Raw genomic sequence first — 21,461 nt, 5'->3', positions numbered from 1 at the left:
AAAGACATGAGCGGCTACGGCGATCGGGGTTGCCAGCTAGAGCACGGCATGTTTGCATAGACGGGTGTTGACGACCGGCAATAGGTAGTCAGCGCGGCTTCGTGGGCCCGCGGGGGGTTTGCAAGCTGTTTTGGACAGCCGACCTGTCCAAACAGGGAATGTCAGACGCTCAGAAGGAGCAAGGATGCAAAAGATTGTTCGCGCTACGGTCCTGTCCGGCGCGCTCGCTGTCGGCTCGCTCACCTTGGCCGCACCAGCGCAGGCTGCCCCGACCGTTTCACCAGCTCCGACGTCCAGCGCCGCAGGGGATTTCCAGGCCCAGGGCTGGCCGGCGTGGGGCGTCTACCCAAATCTCGGCAGCTGCATCGCCGAAGGCGTGAGCCTCCAGAACGCCGGAGTTCTTAGCAACTTCACGTGCGTTTCCAATTTCTTCGGCGTCACCAGTATGCCGCACACCCTCCTTGGGCTGTTGGCTTAATTTCTAAATATCTGCGCCGCGGCCGGGTCGGTTCACCTTTGAATGGCCGACTCGGCTGCGCCGCGGCAATTGAGCGAGGACCGAACCTCAGCCTATTCGGCCCACCATTCAATTCGCTTGAGCGTCGCCGCCTGTGTGGATCGTCATGTCGGCGGTGTCGAGCAGCTCGCCGCGGGCCACCCGCCACCCCTCTTCGCCGTACGCCTCGAAGGAGAGCCGCGCGGCACCACCCGACTGGTAGTCGTGGTAGCGCACGGTGCCGGCCGACGGCAGCCCGGTCTCCCCGGTGGCGGTGTAGCGCGCCTGCCCGGTCTCGGTCCAGGTGTAGCGCCGCCTACCGAGTTCGATGGTCGGTGCACCGGGGCTGACCGTCGCGCCCGGCTCGTCCGTCCAGAGCACCAGCTCCACCTCGGGGCCGTCCTCCACGGAGAGCCGGTGCCGGGTGCCGGAGTCGTCGTCGAGCAGGTGCTGCACCCAACTCCAGTCCCCCTCGACGAGGCGGATGGTGCCGCTCACCGCGTACTCCCGGTCGCGGATGCGGAGACGGTCGTGCAGGGCCAGGCGCAGCGGGCCGCCGCGCGCCGGCCGTCCGGGCGTCGGCGTCCGGCCGGGCCGGGCCCGCACGACGATCACGACGACAACGGCCACCACGAGTACGACAACCGCCACCACCAGGTACGCCAGTGACCCGCTCACCCGACAACCTCCCCAGGTACGTCGGCGCAGACGGTAACAACCGTCGGCACTGTCGGGACCCGTACCGTGACCGACAGCTCAGCTACCGACGGCACCCGTGGTGTCCGGCGTGCGGGTCACGCCGTGGCGAGGCGTTGGGTGGCGTAGTTGCCGATGGTCTCGCGGTCCATCACACAGCCGACGAAGGTGGTGAACTCGCTCGGGTCGTCCCGCAGCGACGTCCACGCCGCTCGGGCCGCCGCCGGGTCGAGCCGCTCCAGGAGCGTCGCCGCGTACGCCCGGCCGGCGGGTGTGCCGTCGGCGAGCAGCCGGTCGAGCTGCTCGCGTACCTCCTCGGGGTGGTCGTCGAGGATGGCCGCAACCTGGTGGTACGCCTCGGTCACCGGCAACAACGTGCCGGCGATGCCGACCCCACCAAAGGCGAGCGTGTCAGCCGCGACCAATGTGTCGACGGCCGCCGTGAGGTCCCGCTCCCACTTCTTGCCGATACCAAACATGCCGAACCCATTTCCCCGCCCAGCCGCTCCCCACCCTGTTGATCAAGAGTTTTGCGTCAGGAAAGGGCAACTTCTCGACGCAAACCTCTTGATCACCGCGGTCAGGCGGGGTCAGGCGGGGTCGGGCGGGGTCAGGCGGCGGTCACCTCTAGGGTTCCGGTTTCGGCGCGGTCGACCTTGACCGTGTCACCGTCGCGGATCCGGCCGGCCAGGAGGGACTTCGCCAACTGGTCACCGATCGCGGTCTGGACCAGGCGACGCAGCGGGCGAGCACCGTAGATCGGGTCGTAGCCGTGCTCGGCGAGCCAGTCCCGGGCCGCGTCGGTGATCTCCAGGCCCAGCCTGCGGTCGGCCAACCGCCGCCGCATCCGGTCCAACTGGATGTCGACGATGGAGCGCAGATCGTCACCCCGCAACGAGGCGAAGACCACGATGTCGTCCAGCCGGTTGAGGAACTCCGGCTTGAAGTGCGACCGGACCACGGCGAGGACGCCCTCCCGGCGCTGCTCCTCGGCCAGCGTCAGGTCACCGATCACCGACGACCCGAGGTTGGACGTGAGGATCAGGATCGCGTTGCGGAAGTCCACGGTGCGGCCCTGGCCGTCGGTGAGCCGACCGTCGTCCAGCACCTGCAGCAGCACGTCGAAGACGTCCGGGTGGGCCTTCTCCACCTCGTCCAGCAGCACCACCGAGTACGGCCGACGCCGCACCGCCTCGGTGAGCTGGCCGCCCTCGTCGTAGCCGACGTAGCCGGGCGGGGCACCCACCAGGCGGGCGACGGAGTGCTTCTCGCCGTACTCGCTCATGTCGATGCGGACCATGGCCCGCTCGTCGTCGAAGAGGAACTCGGCGAGGGCCTTGGCGAGTTCCGTCTTGCCGACACCGGTGGGGCCGAGGAAGAGGAAGCTGCCGGTCGGGCGGTCCGGGTCGGCGATGCCGGCCCGGGCACGGCGTACCGCGTCGGAGACCGCGCCCACCGCCTCGGCCTGGCCGACCACGCGGCCACCCAGCGACTCCTCCATCCGGAGCAGCTTGGCCGTCTCGCCTTCGAGCAGGCGACCGGCGGGGATGCCGGTCCAGGAGGCGACCACCGCGGCGATGTCGTCCGCGCCGACCTCCTCCTTGAGCATCGCGCCGTCGGCCTGGAGCTGGGCCAGCTCCTCCTCGGCCCGGGTCAGCTCGACCTTCAGCGCGGGGATCCGGCCGTAGCGCAGCTCGGCGGCGCGTTCCAGCTCACCGTCGCGCTCGGCCCGCTCGGCCTCGCCGCCGAGACGCTCCAACTCCTCCTTCGCGGTGGAGAGCTTGGTGATGTGGCTCTTCTCGGTCTGCCACCGCTCCGAGAGCACGGTGAGCTGCTCCCGCTTGTCGGCCAACTCCTTGCGCAGCCGCTCCAGCCGCTCGGCGGAGGCGGCGTCCGGCTCCTTGGCCAGCGCCATCTCCTCGATCTCCAACCGGCGGACCGCGCGCTCGATCTCGTCCACCTCGACCGGGCGGGAGTCGATCTCCATCCGGAGCCGGGACGCGGACTCGTCGACCAGGTCGATCGCCTTGTCCGGCAGGAACCGGTCGGTGATGTAGCGGTCGGAGAGCGCGGCGGCGGCGACCAGCGCGGCGTCGGTGATCCGTACGCCGTGGTGCACCTCGTAGCGTTCCTTGAGACCGCGCAGGATGCCGATGGTGTCCTCGATCGTCGGCTCGCCGACCAGCACCGGCTGGAACCGCCGCTCCAGCGCGGGGTCCTTCTCGATGTGCTCGCGGTACTCGTCGAGCGTGGTGGCGCCGACCATCCGCAGCTCGCCACGGGCCAGCATCGGTTTGAGCATGTTGCCGGCGTCCATCGAGCCCTCGCCCTTACCGGCGCCGACGACGGTGTGCAGCTCGTCGAGGAAGGTGATGACCTGCCCGTTGGAGTTCTTGATCTCCTCCAGGACGGACTTCAGCCGCTCCTCGAACTGGCCCCGGTACTGCGCGCCGGCGACCATCGCGCCGAGGTCCAGCGAGATCAGCTTCTTGTCGCGCAGCGACTCGGGCACGTCGCCGGTGACGATCCGCTGGGCCAGTCCCTCGACGATCGCCGTCTTGCCCACGCCGGGCTCGCCGATCAGCACCGGGTTGTTCTTGGTACGCCGGGAGAGCACCTGGATCACCCGGCGGATCTCGGAGTCCCGCCCGATGACCGGGTCGATCTTGCCGTCCCGGGCGCTGGCGGTGAGGTCGACGCCGTACTTGGTCAGGGCCTGGTAGGTCTGCTCCGGGTCGGCGGTGGTCACCCGACGGTCGCCGCCGCGAACGGTCGGGAAGGCCGCGACCAGTGCCTCCTCGGTGGCACCGGCCGCCTTCAGCGGGCCGGAGACCGCGCCGCCCACCCGGGCCAGACCGGCGAGCAGGTGCTCGGTGGACGTGTACTCGTCGCCCAGTGGACGGGCGATCTGCTCGGCGGCACCGATGGCGTTGACGAACTCCCGGGCCAGTGTCGGCTCGGCGATGCTGGAGCCCCGGGCGGCCGGGAGGGCGTCGACCGCACGCTGGGCGGCCCGGCGCAGCTCGGTCGGGTCGGCCCCGACGGCGCGCAGCAGGCCGGTGGCGGTCGATCCGTCGGTGTCCAGCAGGGACAGCAGCAGGTGCCAGGGCTCCACGGTGGCGTGGCCGCGCTGGTTGGCCAGCGCGACGGCGCCGGTGATGGTCTCGCGGCTCTTGGTGGTGAGTTTCTCGGTGTTCATGGGCTCCCCCGGATCGGCGATGTCCATTGGGTTGGACACAACCAGAGTTGAGCGTATTCCGCTCAACCTTAGCGCTGTGACGCCCGTCACTCTCGGCGACGCCACCGCCAGTCGAACTCGCCCGCGGCGGGTGCCGGACCGGGCAACGGGTCCGCGGTCGGCACGGCCGACAGGCCCGCGAGCAGCACCGCGAGCTGGCGGCGGCGCAGCTCACCGGTCCGCTTCGAATCGGGTACGCGTACCGCGGCGCACGCCTCCAGCAGCAACCCCAGGTCCTGGACGACCACGTCCGGGCGCAGCCGACCGCTGGCGCGAGCCCGCTCGAACAGGGCGGCGGCCAACTCGGCGGCGCGCCTCGCGTCCCGGCCCATCTCCTCGGTGGGAGTGAAGGTGCCGGCCAGGTGGACGGTGAGCGAGTGCACGTCGGCGTCGACCACCCCGGCCAGGAAGGTGCGGAACGCCGTCCAGTCGTCCGGCTCGGCGAGAGCCGCGTCGGCCTCGGCGATGTACCGGCGCAACCCGTCGTGGCAGAGCCGCCGCAGCAGGTCCTCCTTGCTCGCGTACCTCCGGTAGAGGGCGCTGATGCCGACCCCGGCGCGCTCGGCGACGGCGGCGATCGGAGCCTTCGGGTCGTCCAGGAAAACCGCGCGGGCGGCTTCGAGGATGACCTCGTCGTTGCGGGCGGCCTGGGCGCGGCGGCCACCCAGCGTCTTCTCGGGTGAGGTCGGCATGACATCAGACTATCAGTGGAACGGATCGTTCCGGTCTGCTACCGTGATTGCAGAACGAAACATTCCGTTCCGAAGGAGTCCCGAGATGACCGGCACCGCGATCCGCCCGTTCCGCGTCGAGATCCCGCAGACCGCCCTCGACGACCTGGCCGCCCGCCTGGACCACACGATCTGGCCCGCCGACCTGCCCGGAGCCGGCGACACCTACGGAATGAGCACCGACCGGGTCCGCCGCCTGACCGAGCGGTGGCGCAACGGGTTCGACTGGCGTGCGGTCGAAGCCCGCCTGAACGCCCACCCGCAGTTCGTCACCGAGATCGACGGCGAGCAGATCCACTTCCTGCACGTCAGGTCGTCCCGACCGGACGCCACCGCGCTGGTCCTCACCCACGGCTGGCCCGGCTCGGTGCTGGAGTACCTCGACGTGATCACGCCGCTCACCGAGCCCACCGACCCGGGCTCGCCGGCCTTCCACCTGGTCATCCCGTCGCTGCCCGGCTTCGGCTTCTCCGGCCCGACCCGCAGCGCCGGGTGGAACCACCAGCGCACCGCCCGCGCCTGGGCCGAGCTGATGAACCGCCTGGGGTACGACAGCTACGGCGCGGTCGGCAACGACGCCGGCTCGATGATCGCCCCGGAGCTGGGCCGGCTCGACCGGAAGCACGTGGTCGGCGTACACGTCACCCAGCTCTTCTCCTTCCCCTCCGGCGACCCGGCCGAGTTCGCCGGGCTGAGCGAGGCGGACCAGGCGGCGCTCGGGCACCTCCAGTGGTTCTACGAGAACAAGTTCTCCTTCAACCAGGTGCACAGCCAGCAGCCGCAGACCCTCGCGTTCGGCCTGGCGGACTCGCCGGTCGGGCTGCTCGCCTGGAACGCCCAACTCTTCGACGAGAGCCTGGACGCGGACTTCGTCCTGGGCAACGTGGCGCTCTACTGGTTCACCGGCACGGCCGCCTCGTCGATCCGGTTCTACTGGGAGGACGCCCACGCCGACCAGCGACCCACCGAGCCGACCACCGCGCCGACCGCGGTGGCCATGTTCCCCGGCGACTTCCAGTCCATCCGCCGCTTCGCCGACCGGGACCACTCGAACATCGTCCGGTGGACGGCGTACGAGGCCGACGTCGACGGTCGCGGCGACGTCGGCGGCCACTACGCCGCCCACCAGGCGACCGACGTCCTGGTCACCGACATCCGCGAGTTCTTCGCCAGCCTCACCTGACGAGCAAGCGCTTGATCGACTCGACTTCCTGAAAGTTGCGGTATCCCGGCGCCGGGACACCCCGACTTCGCCGAAGTCGAGTCGATCACGGCGGGGCCGGGTCAGGTTGAGCGCTGTCACTCCAGGATCTGCGCTTTGTTCACCAAGCGGTAGCCTTGGCGGGTGCGAGTACGTGTCGAGCAGACCGCCTTACCCGGGATCGGGGTACGCCACGATCTGGTGACGGAGTCCGGACGCCGCCTTGGCGTCGTCTCCCACCGCAACGGCCGCCGGGATCTCGTCCTCTACGATCCCGACGACCCTGACTCCTGCCAGGCGGACATCCCGCTGACCGACGACGAGGCCGAGGCTCTGGCCGACATCCTCGGCGCGTCGCTGATGCTCGGCCAGCTCTCCGGGCTGCGTGAGCAGGCTGCCGGCCTGCTCACCGAGCAGATCGCCATCCCGGCGGGGTCGCGGTACGTCAACCGCAAGCTCGCCGACACCAAGGCGCGTACCCGCACCAGCGCATCCATCGTGGCGGTCCTGCGCGAAGGCGAAGTGATCGTCTCGCCACTCCCCTCCTTCCGCTTCGCGGCCGGCGACGTGGTGGTCGTCGTCGGGACCCGACGGGGTCTCGACGGTGTGTCCGCCATCCTCGCCGACAGTGACCCGGACGGCTGAGGCGGATGCACGATTCCACCACGCTGCTCGTCGAAGTCGGCGCGCTGCTGTTGCTACTCGGCGTCCTCGGCCGACTGAGCCGCCGCGTAGGCCTCTCACCCATTCCCCTCTATCTGCTCGCCGGGCTGGCCTTCGGGCACGGCGGGTTGCTTCCGCTCGCCGCGAGTGAGGAGTTCTTCGCGGTCGGTGCCGAGATCGGCGTCATCCTGCTGCTGGTGATGCTGGGCCTGGAGTACTCGGCCAACGAGTTGGTCGGCAACCTCCGCTCGGCGGCACCGGCCGGGCTGATCGACGGCGTCCTCAACGCGCTGCCCGGCGCGGGTTTCGCCCTGCTGCTCGGCTGGGACTGGGTCGCCGCCCTGGTGCTGGGCGGCATCACCTGGGTCTCCTCCTCCGGGGTGATCGCCAAGGTCCTCGCCGACCTGGGAAGACTCGGTAACCGGGAAACCCCGGTGATCCTCTCGGTCCTGGTGATCGAGGACCTGGCGATGGCCCTCTACCTGCCACTCGTCACCGCCGTGCTGGCCGGCACTGGCCTGCTCGGCGGCGGCATCGCACTCATCGTCGCGGTGGGCACGGTGCTGCTCGTGCTGGTGGTCGCCATCCGGTACGGCCACCTCATCTCGTCCGCCCTGTCGGCGAAGGACCCGGAGGCGCTGCTGCTCGGCGTACTCGGTCTGACCCTGCTGATCGCCGGCCTCGCGGCGAAGCTGCAGGTGTCCGCGGCAGTCGGCGCGTTCCTGGTCGGCATCGCTCTCTCCGGTCCGGTGGCGCATCACGCGACCGAGTTGCTCTCCCCACTTCGGGACCTGTTCGCCGCCGTGTTCTTCGTCTTCTTCGGCCTGGTCACCGACCCCCGGGACATCCCGCCGGTGCTGTTGCCGGCGCTTGCCCTGGCCATCGTCACCATGGCGACGAAGACGCTCACCGGCTACCTGGCCGCTCGCCGCGTCGGCATCGCCGAACCGGGTCGATGGCGGGCCGGTCTGTCACTCGTACCCCGTGGTGAGTTCTCGATCGTCATCGCCGGTCTCGCGGTCGCCGCCGGGAGCGTCGAGCCGAGGCTGGCGGCGCTGGCCGCGACGTACGTCCTGATCACCGTGGTGACCGGGCCGATCCTGGCCCGACTGCCGGACTTCCCGTGGTTCAAGCGGTGGCTGCGTACCCGCGCGGCCGCGCAACGGCAACTGTCGGTGCCGATCCACGACTGACCGCACGCGTCAGCGGGTGGGTCCTCCGGTCCACCTGAACGCCGCGGCGGCCTGGGTCGCACCCTCGCGAAGGTAGAAGCGGTGCGCCTCGGTCCGGGCCAGCCCGGACTCCAGGAACACGTAGTCGGCGCCCTTCTCGTGCGCCCACGTCCTGGCCACCGTCAGGAGGGTCGAGCCGACACCCCGGGAGCGCCACCCGGGGTGTACGGCGAGATCCTCGATCGAAGCCCGCCGGCCGAAGCGCACCGAGAGGATGTCCACGTAGACGCTGGCCACGCCGACCAACTGATCCTCGTCCGATCGCGCCCCGAAGAGTGCAACGTCTTCGTCGGCGAGCAATTGCGCGGTCCGCTCGATGGCACGGTCGTTGTCCCAATCCACGGGACGGCTACCGGGAGGGGCGAAAAGCCATTCCAGCCCCATCACGAACTGAGCCTCGGCACCGGGCTGGAACCGTTGAACGTGGATTGTCATAGGAGCATGATCGGCCGCACTGTCGATGCCTACGACCCGCCCGTGCCAACGGTTGCGGAATTGCTCCCCACGGGGGCTACCGCAGCACCCGACGGCGGGTTACCGTTTCGCCCCAGCAGCCAGGGTCCGCAGGCAGCGTTGCCACCCGCGGGCCAGAGCGGAAGGTTGGCCGGTGAGCGTGCAGGAGTCGACGTTCCACGGCTTCGCTAACCCCGTCGATCCGAGCCCGGCGGAGTTGCGAGCTTGGGCGTACAAGCCCGATTCGGTGCCGTTGGCCTCGATGCCACCCGACTGGGACCTCCTGGTCTCCGGCGACCGACTGGTGCTGACGCTCTTCGAGTTAGCCATGGATCCGACCTGCCCGGCGCGCCGTTTCGCGTTGCACTGCCTCTACATCTACGCGGCCGACGGCATCCGGACGAACTTCCGCGCCCATCCCAAGCGCCGCTTCCGCAAACTCGTCGAACAGGCCGAGCGTGAGGGCGACGAGTTGATGAGGATCTGGGCGCACAACGGGCGGGTGTTGCTGGCCCGACCGGACCTCTTCGTCTATCGCGACTGGTGCGAAGGCGGCCTGGTCCGCGAGAACCGCCGCCTCGGCTGAGGTCGAGCTGGTCGTCGCGGTGACGGCGGTGTCTGTCTGCGCCACTGTCGAGCTGATGTCGTAGACGATTCACGGGCTGCAGGGCTGGGGGCACCAAGGCCCTCGCCCCGACGTGATGTCGTAAACGATTCAGCTCCAAAGGCTCGCCGTAGGAACTGGGCCCTGACACCACGCACGCCCGGCCCGCACTCCTCGAACGCGAACGGGCCGGGACCCCCGCCCTGAGGTCACCAGCGTCCCGGCCCGCACATCGAACGAACGGGCCGGGACCCCCCGTGGGTCCCGGCCCGCACGTCGGTTACCGGTCAGTCCTGCTTGCGTTCCGCCTCGGTTCGACTCTTCTCGCCCGGTTCGGCGAACCTGCCGCCGGCGAGCCGGTCCCGGTAGGTCCCCTTGGTCACCTTGTCGAACTTCTCGCGGACGGTTTCGGCCAGGTCTTCCAACCGGTCCTCGGTCTGCTGGGCCACGTTCTTCGCCGGCTCCGCCATCGCTCCCCCTCGCCATGCCGGTAGGTCCGGATTAATCCGATTGGACCCGTATCGACAGGTTAACCGAAGCGGCCCGGGCCGCGCCGGGAAATCCGGTACGGCCCGGGCCGAGGAGACGGATCCGGGATGAGCGGCGAGTCAGCGACCGGGCGTGCGGCGAGGCCGCCACACCACCAGCGCGGTGGACGTGCGGTTGGTCGGCACCAGGTCACTGCCCGGGAAGCGGGCCAGCGACTCCAGTTCGGCGATCCGGCGGTACGCGGCGTCGAGCTCCGCCTCCAGCCGAGCCACCCGCTGCTGGGCCTGCTCCAGCAGTCGCTCCAACCCGATGATGCGCTTGACGCCGGCCAGGTTGATCCCGTCGTCCTGGCTGAGCCGCTGCACCTCGCGCAGCAGCACCACGTCACGGACGCTGTACCGGCGACCCCCGCCGGCGGCCCGGCCGGGCTGCACCAGCCCGAGTCGGTCGTACTGCCGCAGGGTCTGTGGGTGCATCCCCGCCATCCGAGCCGCAACCGAGATCATCAGCACCTTGGCCTCGTAGGCAGGGTCACCCGAACCGAGGAACTCGCCCGACATCCCGCTCACCTCCGCGTCCATTCCATCGGACTAACTGACCCGACGCACCCGAGCGTCGAGATGTTCCCGCGCCGCCGGCGGGCTCTGCTCGGCGAACGCCTCCAGGGCCGCGCGCGCCTCGTCGGACAACCGGGCCGGAACCACCACGTCCAACGTGACCAGCAGGTCACCGGCCTGGCCGTCGCGGCGAACCACACCCTTGCCGCGGGCCCGCAGCACCCGGCCGCTCGGCGTCCCCGGCGGAACCCGCAGGGTCACCGCGCCGTCGAGCGTCGGCACCCGCAGGTCCGTGCCGAGCACGGCCTCCGCGAAGGTGACCGGCACGCTCAACGTCAGGTCGTCGCCGGTACGCCCGAACAGCTCGTCCGGCCGAACCTTGACGTGCACGAACAGGTCGCCGGCCGGACCGCCGCGCTCGCCCGGCTCACCGCGCCCGGCCAGCCGGATGCGTTGACCGTCGGCCACCCCGGCCGGGAACCGCACGTTCATGGTCCGGGTCTTGGTGACACCGCCACTGCCGTGGCACTCCGGGCACTTCTCCTCGACGACCGTGCCGACGCCCTGACAGTTGCGGCACGGCTCGGAGAAGCTGAACGCCCCCTGGTCGCGGGTGGTGACCCCGGCACCGTGGCAGACCGGGCAGGTGCGGGGCTGGGTGCCCGGCTTCGCCCCGTTGCCGTGGCAGGTCTCGCAGACTCCCGGCGCGCGCAGCGTCAGGGGCAGCGTCACCCCGCGGACCGCGTCACCGAAGTCGAGCGCCACCTCGGTCTCCACGTCCCGACCACGGGCCGGACCGCGTGGCGCGGTCTGACCACCGGCCTGACCACCGCTGAAGATCGAGCTGAACAGGTCCTGGAAGCCGGCGCCTCCGAAGCGGCGGTCGCCGCCACCGGCACCACCGAACATGTCGGAGACGTCGAACGGCATGCCGCCCGGCTGGCCCCCGCCCCGTGCGTTGCGGCGGAAGGCTCCCGAGCCGAACAGCGAGCGCATCTCGTCGTACTCACGGCGGCGACCCGTGTCCGACAGCACGTGATGTGCCTCGGAGGCAGCCTTGAACCGCTCCTCGGCCTTCGGGTCGCCCGGGTTGTGGTCCGGATGCGACTCTCGGGCGATCTTGCGGTACGCCTTCTTGATGTCATCGGCGGAGGCGGCCTTGTCCACGCCGAGCACGGCGTAGAAGTCCTTCTCGATCCAGTCCTTGGAACTCACCGGTCCACCTCCTCTCGACCTTCGTGGCCCGGCCGTCCCGCCCACCCTCGGGTGGGCGGGACGGCCCGGTCACTGTCTCGCACTATTCCGGATCCGCGACCGCGACCAGCGCGGGGCGCAGCAGCCGCTCACCGAGCTGGTAGCCGCGCCGCATGACCTGCACGCAGGTCGGCTCGCTGACGTCGGCCGAGGTCTGGTGCGCGACCGCCTCGTGCCGGGTCGGGTCGAACGGGTCACCCTGCTCGCCGAAGGCGTTCAGGCCGAACTTGCCCAGCGCGGTGGTGAGTTGCTCCGCCACCGTGCCGAACGGCCCGACCAGGTCGCCGTGTTCCCGAGCGCGGTCCAGGTCGTCCAGGATCGGCAACAGCGCGGCCAACACCGAGCCGGTCGCCTGCTCCTGCACCAGGCTGCGGTCCCGGTCGACCCGCTTGCGGTAGTTGGCGTACTCCGCCGACACCCGCTGCAGGTCCCTGGTCCGCTCGTCCAGGTCGGCCCGGAGCGCCTCCAGTTCGGCGCCGAGCGAGCCGCCCGTGCCGCCGCCGTCGACCGGCTGCGCCGGGGCGTCCACCACCGGCGGCCCGGAGGGTTCCGGACCGTCGGTGGCGTTGACCTCGACCTCGATCTCGTCGACCACGACCTCGGCGTCCTCGACCAGACCCTCGGCCGGCACGCCGGTCTCCGCATCGGCGGCGGTGCCTTCCGGCTCCGACGTGTCGATGAGCTTGCGGTTGTTGCGGATGACGACCCCTTCCCCGTCGCCGGTGGTCGGCTCCGTGGGCGCGGAGCCACCCGGCGTCGACCCGGTGTCGCCCGGGTCGGCGGCTCGTGGCTTCTGCGTCATGCGGCTACCTCATCCCTTCGCCGTGGATACGTGTCGGAGGCCGACGGTCACTTCTTGCCGTCCTCGTCCACGATCTCCGCGTCGACCACGTCGTCGGCGCCGCCGGCCTGCGGGCCGCCGGTCGCACCGGTCGCACCCGGGCCGGGCTCGCCACCCGGCTGCTGACCCTGCTCGGCCTGCTGCGAGTAGAGCAGCGAACCGGCCTGCTGGGAGACCTGCGCGAGCTTCTCGTGCGCGGACTTGATCTTCTCGATGTCCTGCCCGCCGAGGGCGCCCCGCAGCTCGCCGAGGGCCTCGTTGAGCTGCTCCCGGTTTTCGGTGGGCAGCTTGTCGCCGCTCTCCGCCAGGAACTTCTCGGTCTGCCACTGGAGCGCCTCGGCCACGTTGCGGGTCTCGGCGTCGTCGCGGCGGCGCTTGTCCTCCTCCGCGTGCTCCTCGGCGTCCCGGCGCATCCGCTCGATGTCGTCCTTCGGCAGCGACGAGCCGCCGGTGATCGTCATCTTCTGTTCCTTGCCGGTGCCCAGGTCCTTGGCGTGCACGTTGACGATGCCGTTGGCGTCGATGTCGAAGGCGACCTCGATCTGCGGCACGCCACGCGGCGCCGGCGGGAGACCGGTCAGCTCGAAGGTGCCGAGCTTCTTGTTGTAGGCCGCGATCTCACGCTCACCCTGGAAGACCTGGATCAGCACCGACGGCTGGTTGTCGTCAGCAGTGGTGAAGACCTCGGAGCGCTTGGTCGGGATGGTGGTGTTGCGCTCGATCAGCTTGGTGAAGATGCCGCCCTTGGTCTCGATGCCCAGGCTCAGCGGGGTCACGTCGAGCAGCAGGACGTCCTTGACCTCACCCTTGAGCACACCGGCCTGGAGGGCGGCGCCGACGGCGACGACCTCGTCCGGGTTGACGCCCTTGTTGGGGTCGCGACCGGTGAGCTGCTTGACCAGGTCCGTCACGGCGGGCATCCGGGTCGAACCACCGACCAGGATGACGTGCTCGACGTCGGAGATCTTGATCCCGGCGTCCTTCACGGCCTGCTCGAACGGGCCCTTGCAGCGGTCCAGCAGGTCCTGCGTCATCCGCTGGAACTCGGCGCGGCTGAGCGTCACGTCCAGGTGCAGCGGGCCGGCCGCGCCGGCGGTGATGTACGGCAGGTTGATGTTGGTGGTGGTGGCGGCGGACAGCTCGATCTTGGCCTTCTCGGCGGCCTCGCGGAGGCGCTGGAGGGCCATCTTGTCCTGGCCGAGGTCGATGCCGTGCTCACCACGGAACGTCTTGACCAGGTGGTCGATGATCCGCTGGTCCCAGTCGTCGCCACCGAGGTGGTTGTCACCGCTGGTCGACTTGACCTCGATGACACCCTCGGCCAGCTCCAGCAGCGACACGTCGAAGGTGCCGCCGCCGAGGTCGAAGACCAGGACGGTCTGCTCCTTGGAGCCCTTGTCCAGCCCGTACGCCAGGGCGGCGGCGGTCGGCTCGTTGACGATCCGCAGCACGTTGAAGCCGGCGATCTCACCGGCCTCCTTGGTGGCCTGCCGCTGGCTGTCGTTGAAGTAGGCCGGGACGGTGATCACCGCGTCGGTGATCTGCTCACCCAGGTACGCCTCGGCGTCCCGCTTGAGCTTCATCAGGGTCCGGGCCGAGATCTCCTGCGGGGTGTACTTCTTGCCGTCGATGTCGACGGACCAGTTCGTGCCGACCTCGCGCTTGACCGAACGGATCGTCCGATCCGGGTTGGTCACTGCCTGACGCTTGGCGACCTCACCGACGAGCACCTCGCCGTTGCGGGCGAACGCGACGATCGACGGGGTCGTCCGCGAGCCCTCAGCGTTGGCGATGACGGTGGGCTCACCGCCCTCGAGAACGCTGACGCAGGAGTTCGTCGTGCCGAGGTCGATACCGACCGCACGTGCCATCTTCGCTTCCTCGCTTCGTAAGGTTGTGCAGGTGACGGGCACTGCCCGTGGCTGCCTGGCGAGCACCGCCCGCAGCGGGCCCCACCACAAGTTGAGTGAACTTGACTCAATAGTGCCACGCGTTGGCCAATCGTCAAGTCGGGTTGAGTCGACTCGACGCAACCCCGTCCGCAATTCTCGTCCGGTTGTCTTCCCTTGCATCGGTCGGGCACGCTTTAGCGGTGACGACGCACGGCGATCCCGCCACCCGTTCCGGCGCGCCTGCCGTCGCCACCCGCACCGGCCCGCCGCACGTCGCGGAGGAGCCGTCCGCCACCACCGGGGACGACAGCCTCCCCAGCGCGCTGTCGGGCCTCCGGGAGGCGATAGGTGCGGCCCGGTACCCTCTCGCGCTGCCCTCGGCCGGCGCCGCCCGGCAGACCGCCGCGGCCCTCACCGACCAACTCGACGACTACCTCCTACCCCGGCTCGCCCGGCTGGACGCACCCCTCCTCGTGGTGGTCGGCGGCTCCACCGGAGCGGGCAAGTCGACGCTGGTCAACAGCCTGGTCAAGGCCCGGGTCAGCGCCGCCGGGGTGCTCCGGCCGACCACCCGCTCCCCGGTGCTGGTCTGCAACCCGTCCGACGCCGCCTGGTTCCGCCAGGGCGACCTGTTGCCCGGGCTGACCCGCACCACCGAGCCGAGCGAAGACTCGCGCACCCTGCAGCTGGTCACCGCGCCGGCCCTGCCCGCCGGGCTGGCCTTCCTCGACGCGCCCGACATCGACTCGGTCGTCGACGCCAACCGGGCACTCGCCACCCAACTGCTGGCCGCCGCCGACCTCTGGCTGTTCGTCACCACCGCCGCCCGGTACGCCGACGCGGTGCCCTGGGAGCTGCTGCGCAGCGCCCGGGCGCGAGGCGCGGTGATCGCCATGGTGCTGGACCGGGTGCCCGCCGAGGCCACCGACGAGATCGCCGCGCACCTGGGCGAGATGCTCGCCGAACAGGGCCTCGGCCAGGCGCCGCTGTTCGTGCTGCCGGAGACCTGGGTCGACGGGCAGGGGCTGCTGCCCGAGGCGGTGACCGCGTCGCTGGCCGACTGGTTCGCCCGGCTGGCCGCCGACGCGGACGCCCGGACGGCGGTGGTCCGCCAGACGTTGGACGGGGCGCTGGCCGCGCTGCACCCCGCCGTCGAGGAGTTGGCCGACGCCGCCGACGAGCAGATCGCCACCGCCGACGCGCTGGACGAGCGGGTCCGGGCCGCGTACCGGGGTGCCGAACGCACCGCCGAGCAGGGGCTCCAGGACGGTCGGCTGCTCCGGGGTGAGGTACTCGCCCGCTGGCAGGAGTTCGTCGGCACCGGCGAGCTGTTCCGCACCCTGGAGGCCCGGATCGGCCGCCTACGCGACCGGGTCGTGGCCGCTGTCACCGGGCGTCCGGCACCCGCCACCGAACTTCGCAACGCCATCGAGTCGCAGCTGGTGACACTGCTGCGCGGGGTGGCCTCGGAGGCGGCCGAATCCGCGTACACCGGGTGGAAGGCACACCCGGCCGGTGCCGAGCTGCTCGACCCCGCGCTCGCCCACCCGAGCGACGATCTGCCGGAACGCGCCGAACGGATGGTCCGCGACTGGCAGCGCGGGGTCCTGGAGCTGGTCCGGGTCGAGGGCGGTGACAAACGGTTCGTGGCCCGCACGGCCGCGTACGCGGTCAACGCCACCGGCTTGGCCGTGATGATCGCGGTCTTCGCCTCCACAGCGTTCATCCCCACCGGCTTGGAGGTGGCCACCGGCGCCGGCACCACCGTCGCCGCGCAGGCCGTCCTCCAGGCGATCTTCGGCGACCAGGCGGTGCGTACCCTCGCTGCGAAGGCCCGCACCGATCTGCTGAGCCGGGTGCGGACGCTGCTCGACGCGGAGGCCGACCGCTTCCTGAGCCGCAGCGCGGAGGCCCGCCCCGCCGTGGAGGTCGGCGACGGCCTACGTCGGGCCGCCGGGCGGGTCGAGCTGGCCCGACACCGCAGCGGCCTGTCCGCCGACGGTGACACCCCGCCCGCCGTCGACGAGGAGGGTTCCCGGTGACGAACATCACCGGCCGGCTCCGCGAGGCTTTCCGCGGGGACCAGCGGGTCGACGCCGACGAGCTGATCGGCCGCCTGGAAGCGGTACGCCGGTTCCTGGCCGCGGTGGACGGCCTGCTGCCGGACGCCGAACTCGTACCCGCGCACACGGTGGTCGAGCGGGCCGGCACCCGGCTCGCGCTGTCCCGGGACCACACCGTGGTGGCCCTGGCCGGCGCCACCGGCAGCGGCAAGTCGAGCCTGTTCAACGCCCTGGCCCGGCTCCAGCTCTCGCCGGTCGGCGTCCGCCGCCCCACCACCGGCGTCACCCACGCCTGCGTGTGGGGTCCGTTGGAGGACGCCAACCGACTGCTCGACTGGATCGGCGTGCTGCCCCGACACCGCTTCGTCCGGGAGAGCGCCCTGGACGCTGACGACGAGACCGCGCTGCACGGGCTGATCCTGCTCGACCTGCCCGACTTCGACTCGGTGCAACGGTCCCACCGGCTCGAGGTGGACCGCCTTCTCGGCCTGGTCGACCAGGTGGTCTGGGTGGTCGACCCGCAGAAGTACGCCGACCGGGTCGTCCACGACAACTACCTGCGGGAGTTCCACCGGCACCGCGACGTCACGGTCGTCGTGCTCAACCAGGCCGACCGGCTGCCCCCGACCGAGCTGCCCCGGGTCATGGACGACCTACGGCGGCTGCTCGACACGGACGGGCTGACCGGGGTGCCCCTGCTGTCCACCACCGCCATCGACCCGGCCGGGATGGTCGGGTTGCGCGACGCGTTGGAACGGACCGTCGCCGAGCGGCAGGCCGCGCTGCGGCGGCTCGCCGGTGACGTCGACAGCGTCGTCGTCGCGCTGGACGAGCTGGTCGGCTCGGCCCGGCCCGCCGGTGGGCCGGACGACGGCGCCGTCGCCGGGTTGAACCGGGCGTTGGCCGATGCCGCCGGTGTGCCGGCGGTGAGCGAGGCGGTGGAGCGGGCGTACCGGCATCGGGCCGGCGCGACCACCGGCTGGCCGGTGGTTCGGGGCTGGCGGCGGTTGCGGCCCGATCCGCTGCGGCGGCTACACCTACCCGGCCCGGCCGGCGCGGACGCCGACCCGTCGGAGAGCCTGGTGGCGGCGACCTCGGTGCCGGACCCGACTGTCGCGCAGCGCTCCGCCCTCGGGCTGGCGATCCGCGCGGTGGCCGACCGGGCCGCCGGCGGCCTGCCCGCCACCTGGCCGACGGCGGTGACCGCCGCCGCCCGGTCCCGCCTGGACGACCTGCCGGACGCGTTGGACCGCGCCATCGCCGGCACCGACCTCGGTTTGGACCGTCAACCGGTGTGGTGGCGGGTCGTCGGCGGTGTGCAGTGGCTGGTGACGGTGGCCGCCGCGGTCGGCCTGGGCTGGCTGGTGCTCGGCTACGCGCTACGGGCGCTCGGCCTGCCCGCGTTGGACAACCCGATGGTCGGGCAGGTGCCGATGCCCACCGTTCTGCTGCTCGGCGGCCTGCTGGCCGGGCTGCTGGTGGCCGCGCTGACCCGACCGGTGGTGCGCTGGGCAGCCCGGAGAGCCCGGGCCCGGGCCCGGCAACGGCTGACGGTCCGGGTCTCCGAGGTGGGCGAGGAGTACGTGCTCGCACCGGTGCGAATCGTGCTCGGCTCGTACGCGCAGGCACGCGACGCGCTGCGGGAGGCCGCCCGCCGCTGACGTTCCGGGCGGCTCGCTACCGCTCTGCGTACGCCCCGGGCGGCGTAGGGTCGGAGCATGGCCACGCCACAGACCCCCTACGACGCGGTGCTGCACGCCGCACGCGACGTGACCAAGCTGGAGTCCGCCCTCGACGCCGAGATGCTCGGCAGCGCGCTACTGGGCAGTGTCTACGCGATCGCGGAGACCGACCGCGACACCGCCGTACGGGAGTTCGTCACCGGGTTCCTCGCCGCCACCGCCCGCCGCCGGATCGCGTCGGCGACGACCATCCGCCAGATCTTCGCCAGGCTCGTCCCGGACGCCACAGGCACCGAACGGGTGCGCCCCGGCAGCCAGGCGCCCAGCTGGACCGGTCAGCTCGGTCGGGTGCACCTGACCGGCTCCTGGGCGTACGGCGACGTCTACGGCGACCAGACCTCCTACCTCGCCACCTTCGCCTACGACGACGAGTCCGGCGGCGCCGAGCACGCGCTGGTCGCGCTGGTGGACCACAACATCGGCATCACCAAGGACATCTTCGTGGGCGGTCCGGCGGAACGGATCCTGGACCAGGTCCGGCAGATGTGCGCGGACGACGAGCTGACCTGGTTCCGCACCGAGAACCCAGCCCGGCTCCGGGGTGAGGTGGCCCGCCACCTCGCGGTGACCGACGAGCTGAGCGAGCTGCCCGGCGAGGGTTCGCTCGCCACCGACCGGGCGTTGGTCGGCGCCCGACTGGCGATGCTGCCCGCCGCGGCCGACCCGACCGGCCCGGCGGAGGTCGAGCCGCTCTCCGCCGCCGAACGCACCGACCTGGTCCGGCGGTTCCTGGCCGCACCGGAGGCCACCCGGTTCGGCCTCGATTCCGTCGACGGCCCCGAGTTGGCCTCGCTGCACTTCTGCCTGAGCCTGCTGTTGGACCACTCCGCCACCTTCCCGGACGCCGACCCCATGCGCTGGAGCCCGGCGGTGTCCGGGCTCTTCCTGCTCGACTGGGTCCACCGCCGGGCCGTGCTCGACATGGACGACGCGGCGATGCTGCCCCGCGTGCTGCGCGCCTGGGCGCGGTACGCGTCCCGTCAGCGCGGCCTGCCCGAGGCGGCGACGACGCGTACCGACGAGGCGATCGAGGAGATGGTTCCGGAGTTCGCCCGTCTCTACTCGACGGGCGAGCGGCGCAGCGCCGCCACCGCCGCCGTGGCACAACTGATGGCCGACGGGGTGGACCCGGACGACCCGGCCGCCCTGGACGCGTGGATCGAGGCGAACCGGCACCGCCTCGCCGACGACGGCGCCTGACGACATCCCGAGGCGGGCGGCGTGACGCCGCCCGCCCCGACCCGGCCCTCGGCGTCGGGCCGCCTCAACGCGGCGGGCGGGTTCAGCGCAGGGGGCCGAAGACCGCTGCGGCGATCAGCGCGCCGAGCAGCCCGCCGGCGAGCACCTGCGGCACCGTGTGGTCCCCCAACCGCACCCGGGACCAGCCGACCAACGCCAACACCGGGGCGGCGATCACCACGTGCGTGCCGAAGGTCAGCGTCAGGATGACCAGAGCGCCGGCGGCCACCGCCGAGTGGATCGACATCTTCCACCAGTGGCTGACCGACACGGTGACCGCGAGGCCGACCAGCCCGGCCAACGCCAACGCCAGCACCGGGCGGGGTGCGTCGAGCACGGTGAGCAGGCCGAGCCCGCCCGCGACCGAGCCGAGGCCGACCAGCAACGGGGCCCGGCGCTGCTCCCGCCGCCCGACGTGGTGGTCGGTGAGCCGGCCACGGCGTACTCCGCCGACGATGTAGGCGAAGGGGATGCCGGTGACGAAGACGGTGGCGAGCAGACCCCAGACGAGACCCTGACCGGGGCGGCTCGCGCTGTGCCAGCTCACGGTGAGGATCAGCAACGACACCAGCACCGCCGGTGCGGTCACCTCGGTGACCAGCCGGGCGAGTCGCTGCCCCGGGCCGGGTCGGGTGACCGGGCGGAGTTTCGCACCGCCGCCCACGCCACCCCCCGCGGTACGCGCCTACCGTCGAACGCCGTCGGCACCGGATGGGCCGCGCCTGCTCGTCACCGTACCGCTGGGGACACCGCGGAGCGCATCGGTCGGGCCGGCGGCACCGGGCCGGTCGCGGCAGCCGAGGCGTCGGCCGGCGACGACGGAATCGCGGGACCGCGCCGGCTGCTCGGTGCGGCAGTCGTCCCGGGTGTGGTGGGCGGCAGTGGCGCGGGCATCGCGGACGGCGGCACGGGTGTCCTGGACGGCGGCACGGACCGGGTGCCGGTGGGTGTGGCGGTCACGGCGCCCGTCGGGCAGGTCGGAGCCGGCGTGGCGGTCGGGTCGACAGTCGGCGTCGGGTCGAAGGTGGGCGTCGGGTCCAGCGTCAGGGTCGGGGTCGGATCGGGCCCGGTCGAGCCGGTCGGGTCCGGATCCGGCGGGTCGGTCGGGTCCGGGTCTGACGAGCCGGTGGGGTCCGGGTCTGACGAACCGGTGGGGTCCGGGTCGGTCGGGTCCGGGTCGGGTGAGCCGGTGGGATCCGGGTCGGTCGGGTCCGGGTCGGGTGAACCGGTCGGGCCCGGGTCGGTCGGTGAAGCGGTCGGTGGTGGCGGAGCAACGGGCGGGCGGGCGGGGGGCGAGTAACCCCGGGTGGGATTCGGCGCGAGCGGCCGGGTCGTCGTCCGCGGGGCAGGACCCCGGTCCGCCGGGGCCGGCTCCTCCGCCGGGCGTCGCGGAGCGGCGGGCAGCCAGCCGCTGGTCGGTACGACACTGGGGGTGCCGAGCGGCGGGAGCGCCGGCTGACTGGTCATCGGCATCGGGATCAACACCGGCCCGACCGACGGGGTCGGGATGAACGGGGTGCTGCTGTCCGGCAGTGCGGTGCTGCCCGGAGTGGCCGAGCCGGCGCTGATCGCGGCGAGGATCGGCATCGACGCGGTCCCGGCCAGCAGGGCGACGGTGAGCAGGTAGCCCCGGGTGGGGCCACCGCCCGGAGCACGGTGGACGCCCACCACGCGGCGGTAACCGCCTGCGGACCGGTGCCGGCCGAGCGCCGGTGTGCCGGGACCGTCAGCTGGCTCGTGCACCGCACACCCCTTGTCGTAGCCGTCGAGGAGATGAAGACGCCCCGCCTAAAGCTGGCAAACAACCCGATAGGCGCGATCCTGCGGGAATCAGCCTTACGTAGTCACCCTGCGTCAGCCAACCTCCACCGCGTGTCGACACGCGGGCCTGACCGAACGGTGACGAATCATCGCCGGATCGCCCTGGAAACGCAGGACGGCATGATGACGACAAACAATCGCAAAGCGTGGCCGGTCGGGATGCGGGGCGGGCGTACTGTGGGCGCGCTCACCTGCTCTGCGAATATGGAGCACGACGGCAACGCAGCCGTGACCTCCGCGCACCCTCGC

20 protein-coding genes are annotated in these 21,461 nt (G+C 71.6%); 8 read left to right on the top strand and 12 right to left on the bottom strand.

The genetic code is table 11. The annotated features are described in order from the left end of the window. Nucleotides 1-184: 184 nt before the first annotated feature. A complete protein-coding gene (locus O7616_RS05795; protein ID WP_282305913.1) occupies nucleotides 185-478 on the top strand; it encodes a hypothetical protein in 294 nt (97 codons plus the stop codon). A 108-nt stretch (nucleotides 479-586) separates the two neighbouring features. On the opposite strand, the gene O7616_RS05790 is transcribed toward O7616_RS05795, so the two are convergent. From O7616_RS05790 to O7616_RS05775, 4 genes are all read right to left on the bottom strand, one after another. Then, a complete protein-coding gene (locus tag O7616_RS05790) occupies nucleotides 587-1,174 on the bottom strand; it encodes a DUF4178 domain-containing protein (protein WP_282305912.1) in 588 nt (195 codons plus the stop codon). 116 nt (nucleotides 1,175-1,290) lie between these two features. Next, entirely contained in the window at nucleotides 1,291-1,671 is a 381-nt protein-coding gene (locus tag O7616_RS05785) for a hypothetical protein (RefSeq protein WP_282305911.1), read from the bottom strand. 131 nt (nucleotides 1,672-1,802) lie between these two features. Next, entirely contained in the window at nucleotides 1,803-4,391 is a 2,589-nt protein-coding gene (clpB, locus tag O7616_RS05780; RefSeq protein WP_282305910.1) for an ATP-dependent chaperone ClpB, read from the bottom strand. 86 nt (nucleotides 4,392-4,477) lie between these two features. Next, nucleotides 4,478-5,122: a TetR/AcrR family transcriptional regulator gene (locus O7616_RS05775; RefSeq protein ID WP_282305909.1), complete on the bottom strand. Its 645-nt coding sequence runs from the start codon at nucleotides 5,120-5,122 to the stop codon at nucleotides 4,478-4,480. Nucleotides 5,123-5,207: 85 nt separating this feature from the next. Here O7616_RS05775 and O7616_RS05770 point away from each other — a divergent pair, with 85 nt between their 5' ends. The 3 genes from O7616_RS05770 to O7616_RS05760 all read left to right on the top strand — a co-directional run bounded on the left by O7616_RS05770 (nucleotide 5,208) and on the right by O7616_RS05760 (nucleotide 8,218). Further along, nucleotides 5,208-6,344 (top strand): epoxide hydrolase family protein, encoded by a 1,137-nt coding sequence (locus tag O7616_RS05770; RefSeq protein WP_282305908.1) that lies wholly within the window; start codon nucleotides 5,208-5,210, stop codon nucleotides 6,342-6,344. 162 nt (nucleotides 6,345-6,506) lie between these two features. After that, nucleotides 6,507-7,007: a TrkA C-terminal domain-containing protein gene (locus O7616_RS05765; protein WP_282305907.1), complete on the top strand. Its 501-nt coding sequence runs from the start codon at nucleotides 6,507-6,509 to the stop codon at nucleotides 7,005-7,007. A gap of 5 nt (nucleotides 7,008-7,012) precedes the next feature. Then, complete coding sequence (locus tag O7616_RS05760; protein WP_282305906.1) at nucleotides 7,013-8,218, top strand: cation:proton antiporter; 1,206 nt, start codon at nucleotides 7,013-7,015, stop codon at nucleotides 8,216-8,218. A gap of 9 nt (nucleotides 8,219-8,227) precedes the next feature. On the opposite strand, the gene O7616_RS05755 is transcribed toward O7616_RS05760, so the two are convergent. Continuing rightward, complete coding sequence (locus O7616_RS05755; protein ID WP_282305905.1) at nucleotides 8,228-8,692, bottom strand: GNAT family N-acetyltransferase; 465 nt, start codon at nucleotides 8,690-8,692, stop codon at nucleotides 8,228-8,230. 172 nt (nucleotides 8,693-8,864) lie between these two features. Here O7616_RS05755 and O7616_RS05750 point away from each other — a divergent pair, with 172 nt between their 5' ends. After that, the gene (locus tag O7616_RS05750; RefSeq protein ID WP_282263370.1) at nucleotides 8,865-9,296 is read left to right on the top strand and encodes a hypothetical protein; all 432 of its coding nucleotides are present in this window, start codon (nucleotides 8,865-8,867) and stop codon (nucleotides 9,294-9,296) included. A 305-nt stretch (nucleotides 9,297-9,601) separates the two neighbouring features. Here the strand turns inward: O7616_RS05750 and O7616_RS05745 are convergent, their stop codons facing one another. The 5 genes from O7616_RS05745 to dnaK form a co-directional block, all read right to left on the bottom strand. Then, nucleotides 9,602-9,784, bottom strand: coding sequence for a hypothetical protein (locus tag O7616_RS05745; protein ID WP_282305904.1), 183 nt, complete (start codon nucleotides 9,782-9,784; stop codon nucleotides 9,602-9,604). Nucleotides 9,785-9,922: 138 nt separating this feature from the next. Then, nucleotides 9,923-10,363 carry a helix-turn-helix transcriptional regulator gene (locus O7616_RS05740; protein ID WP_088991285.1) on the bottom strand — a complete coding sequence of 147 codons (441 nt, stop codon included), beginning with the start codon at nucleotides 10,361-10,363 and terminating at the stop codon, nucleotides 9,923-9,925. Nucleotides 10,364-10,393: 30 nt separating this feature from the next. Continuing rightward, complete coding sequence (dnaJ, locus tag O7616_RS05735) at nucleotides 10,394-11,575, bottom strand: molecular chaperone DnaJ (RefSeq protein WP_282305903.1); 1,182 nt, start codon at nucleotides 11,573-11,575, stop codon at nucleotides 10,394-10,396. A gap of 82 nt (nucleotides 11,576-11,657) precedes the next feature. After that, nucleotides 11,658-12,416 (bottom strand): nucleotide exchange factor GrpE, encoded by a 759-nt coding sequence (gene grpE / locus O7616_RS05730; RefSeq protein WP_282263373.1) that lies wholly within the window; start codon nucleotides 12,414-12,416, stop codon nucleotides 11,658-11,660. A 47-nt stretch (nucleotides 12,417-12,463) separates the two neighbouring features. Next, nucleotides 12,464-14,326, bottom strand: a complete 1,863-nt coding sequence (dnaK, locus tag O7616_RS05725; protein WP_282305902.1) for a molecular chaperone DnaK — start codon at nucleotides 14,324-14,326, stop codon at nucleotides 12,464-12,466. 221 nt (nucleotides 14,327-14,547) lie between these two features. On the opposite strand from dnaK, the gene O7616_RS05720 reads away from it, so the two are divergent. From O7616_RS05720 to O7616_RS05710, 3 genes are read left to right on the top strand one after another with little or no spacing between them, the layout of a single operon-like run. Beyond that, a complete protein-coding gene (locus O7616_RS05720; RefSeq protein ID WP_282305901.1) occupies nucleotides 14,548-16,389 on the top strand; it encodes a GTPase domain-containing protein in 1,842 nt (613 codons plus the stop codon). Then, on the top strand, nucleotides 16,386-18,071 hold the full coding sequence (locus O7616_RS05715; protein ID WP_282305900.1) for a GTPase: 1,686 nt from the start codon (nucleotides 16,386-16,388) through the stop codon (nucleotides 18,069-18,071). Before O7616_RS05720 ends, O7616_RS05715 begins: the two co-directional genes overlap by 4 nt. Nucleotides 18,072-18,128: 57 nt before the next feature. After that, nucleotides 18,129-19,352: a hypothetical protein gene (locus O7616_RS05710; protein ID WP_282305899.1), complete on the top strand. Its 1,224-nt coding sequence runs from the start codon at nucleotides 18,129-18,131 to the stop codon at nucleotides 19,350-19,352. Between the two features lie 82 nt (nucleotides 19,353-19,434). On the opposite strand, the gene O7616_RS05705 is transcribed toward O7616_RS05710, so the two are convergent. Together O7616_RS05705 and O7616_RS05700 are read right to left on the bottom strand one after the other, a co-directional pair. After that, nucleotides 19,435-20,055 carry a phosphatase PAP2 family protein gene (locus tag O7616_RS05705; protein ID WP_282305898.1) on the bottom strand — a complete coding sequence of 207 codons (621 nt, stop codon included), beginning with the start codon at nucleotides 20,053-20,055 and terminating at the stop codon, nucleotides 19,435-19,437. Nucleotides 20,056-20,120: 65 nt separating this feature from the next. Further along, nucleotides 20,121-21,134 carry a hypothetical protein gene (locus O7616_RS05700; RefSeq protein ID WP_282305897.1) on the bottom strand — a complete coding sequence of 338 codons (1,014 nt, stop codon included), beginning with the start codon at nucleotides 21,132-21,134 and terminating at the stop codon, nucleotides 20,121-20,123. Between the last annotated feature and the right edge of the window lie 327 nt (nucleotides 21,135-21,461).

Source organism: Micromonospora sp. WMMD964 (genome assembly GCF_029581455.1).
In the GTDB taxonomy this organism is placed as follows: Bacteria; Actinomycetota; Actinomycetes; order Mycobacteriales; family Micromonosporaceae; genus Micromonospora.
The sequence above is the reverse complement of the archived record's forward strand: the minus strand, read 5'-3'. Positions and strand labels throughout refer to the sequence as shown.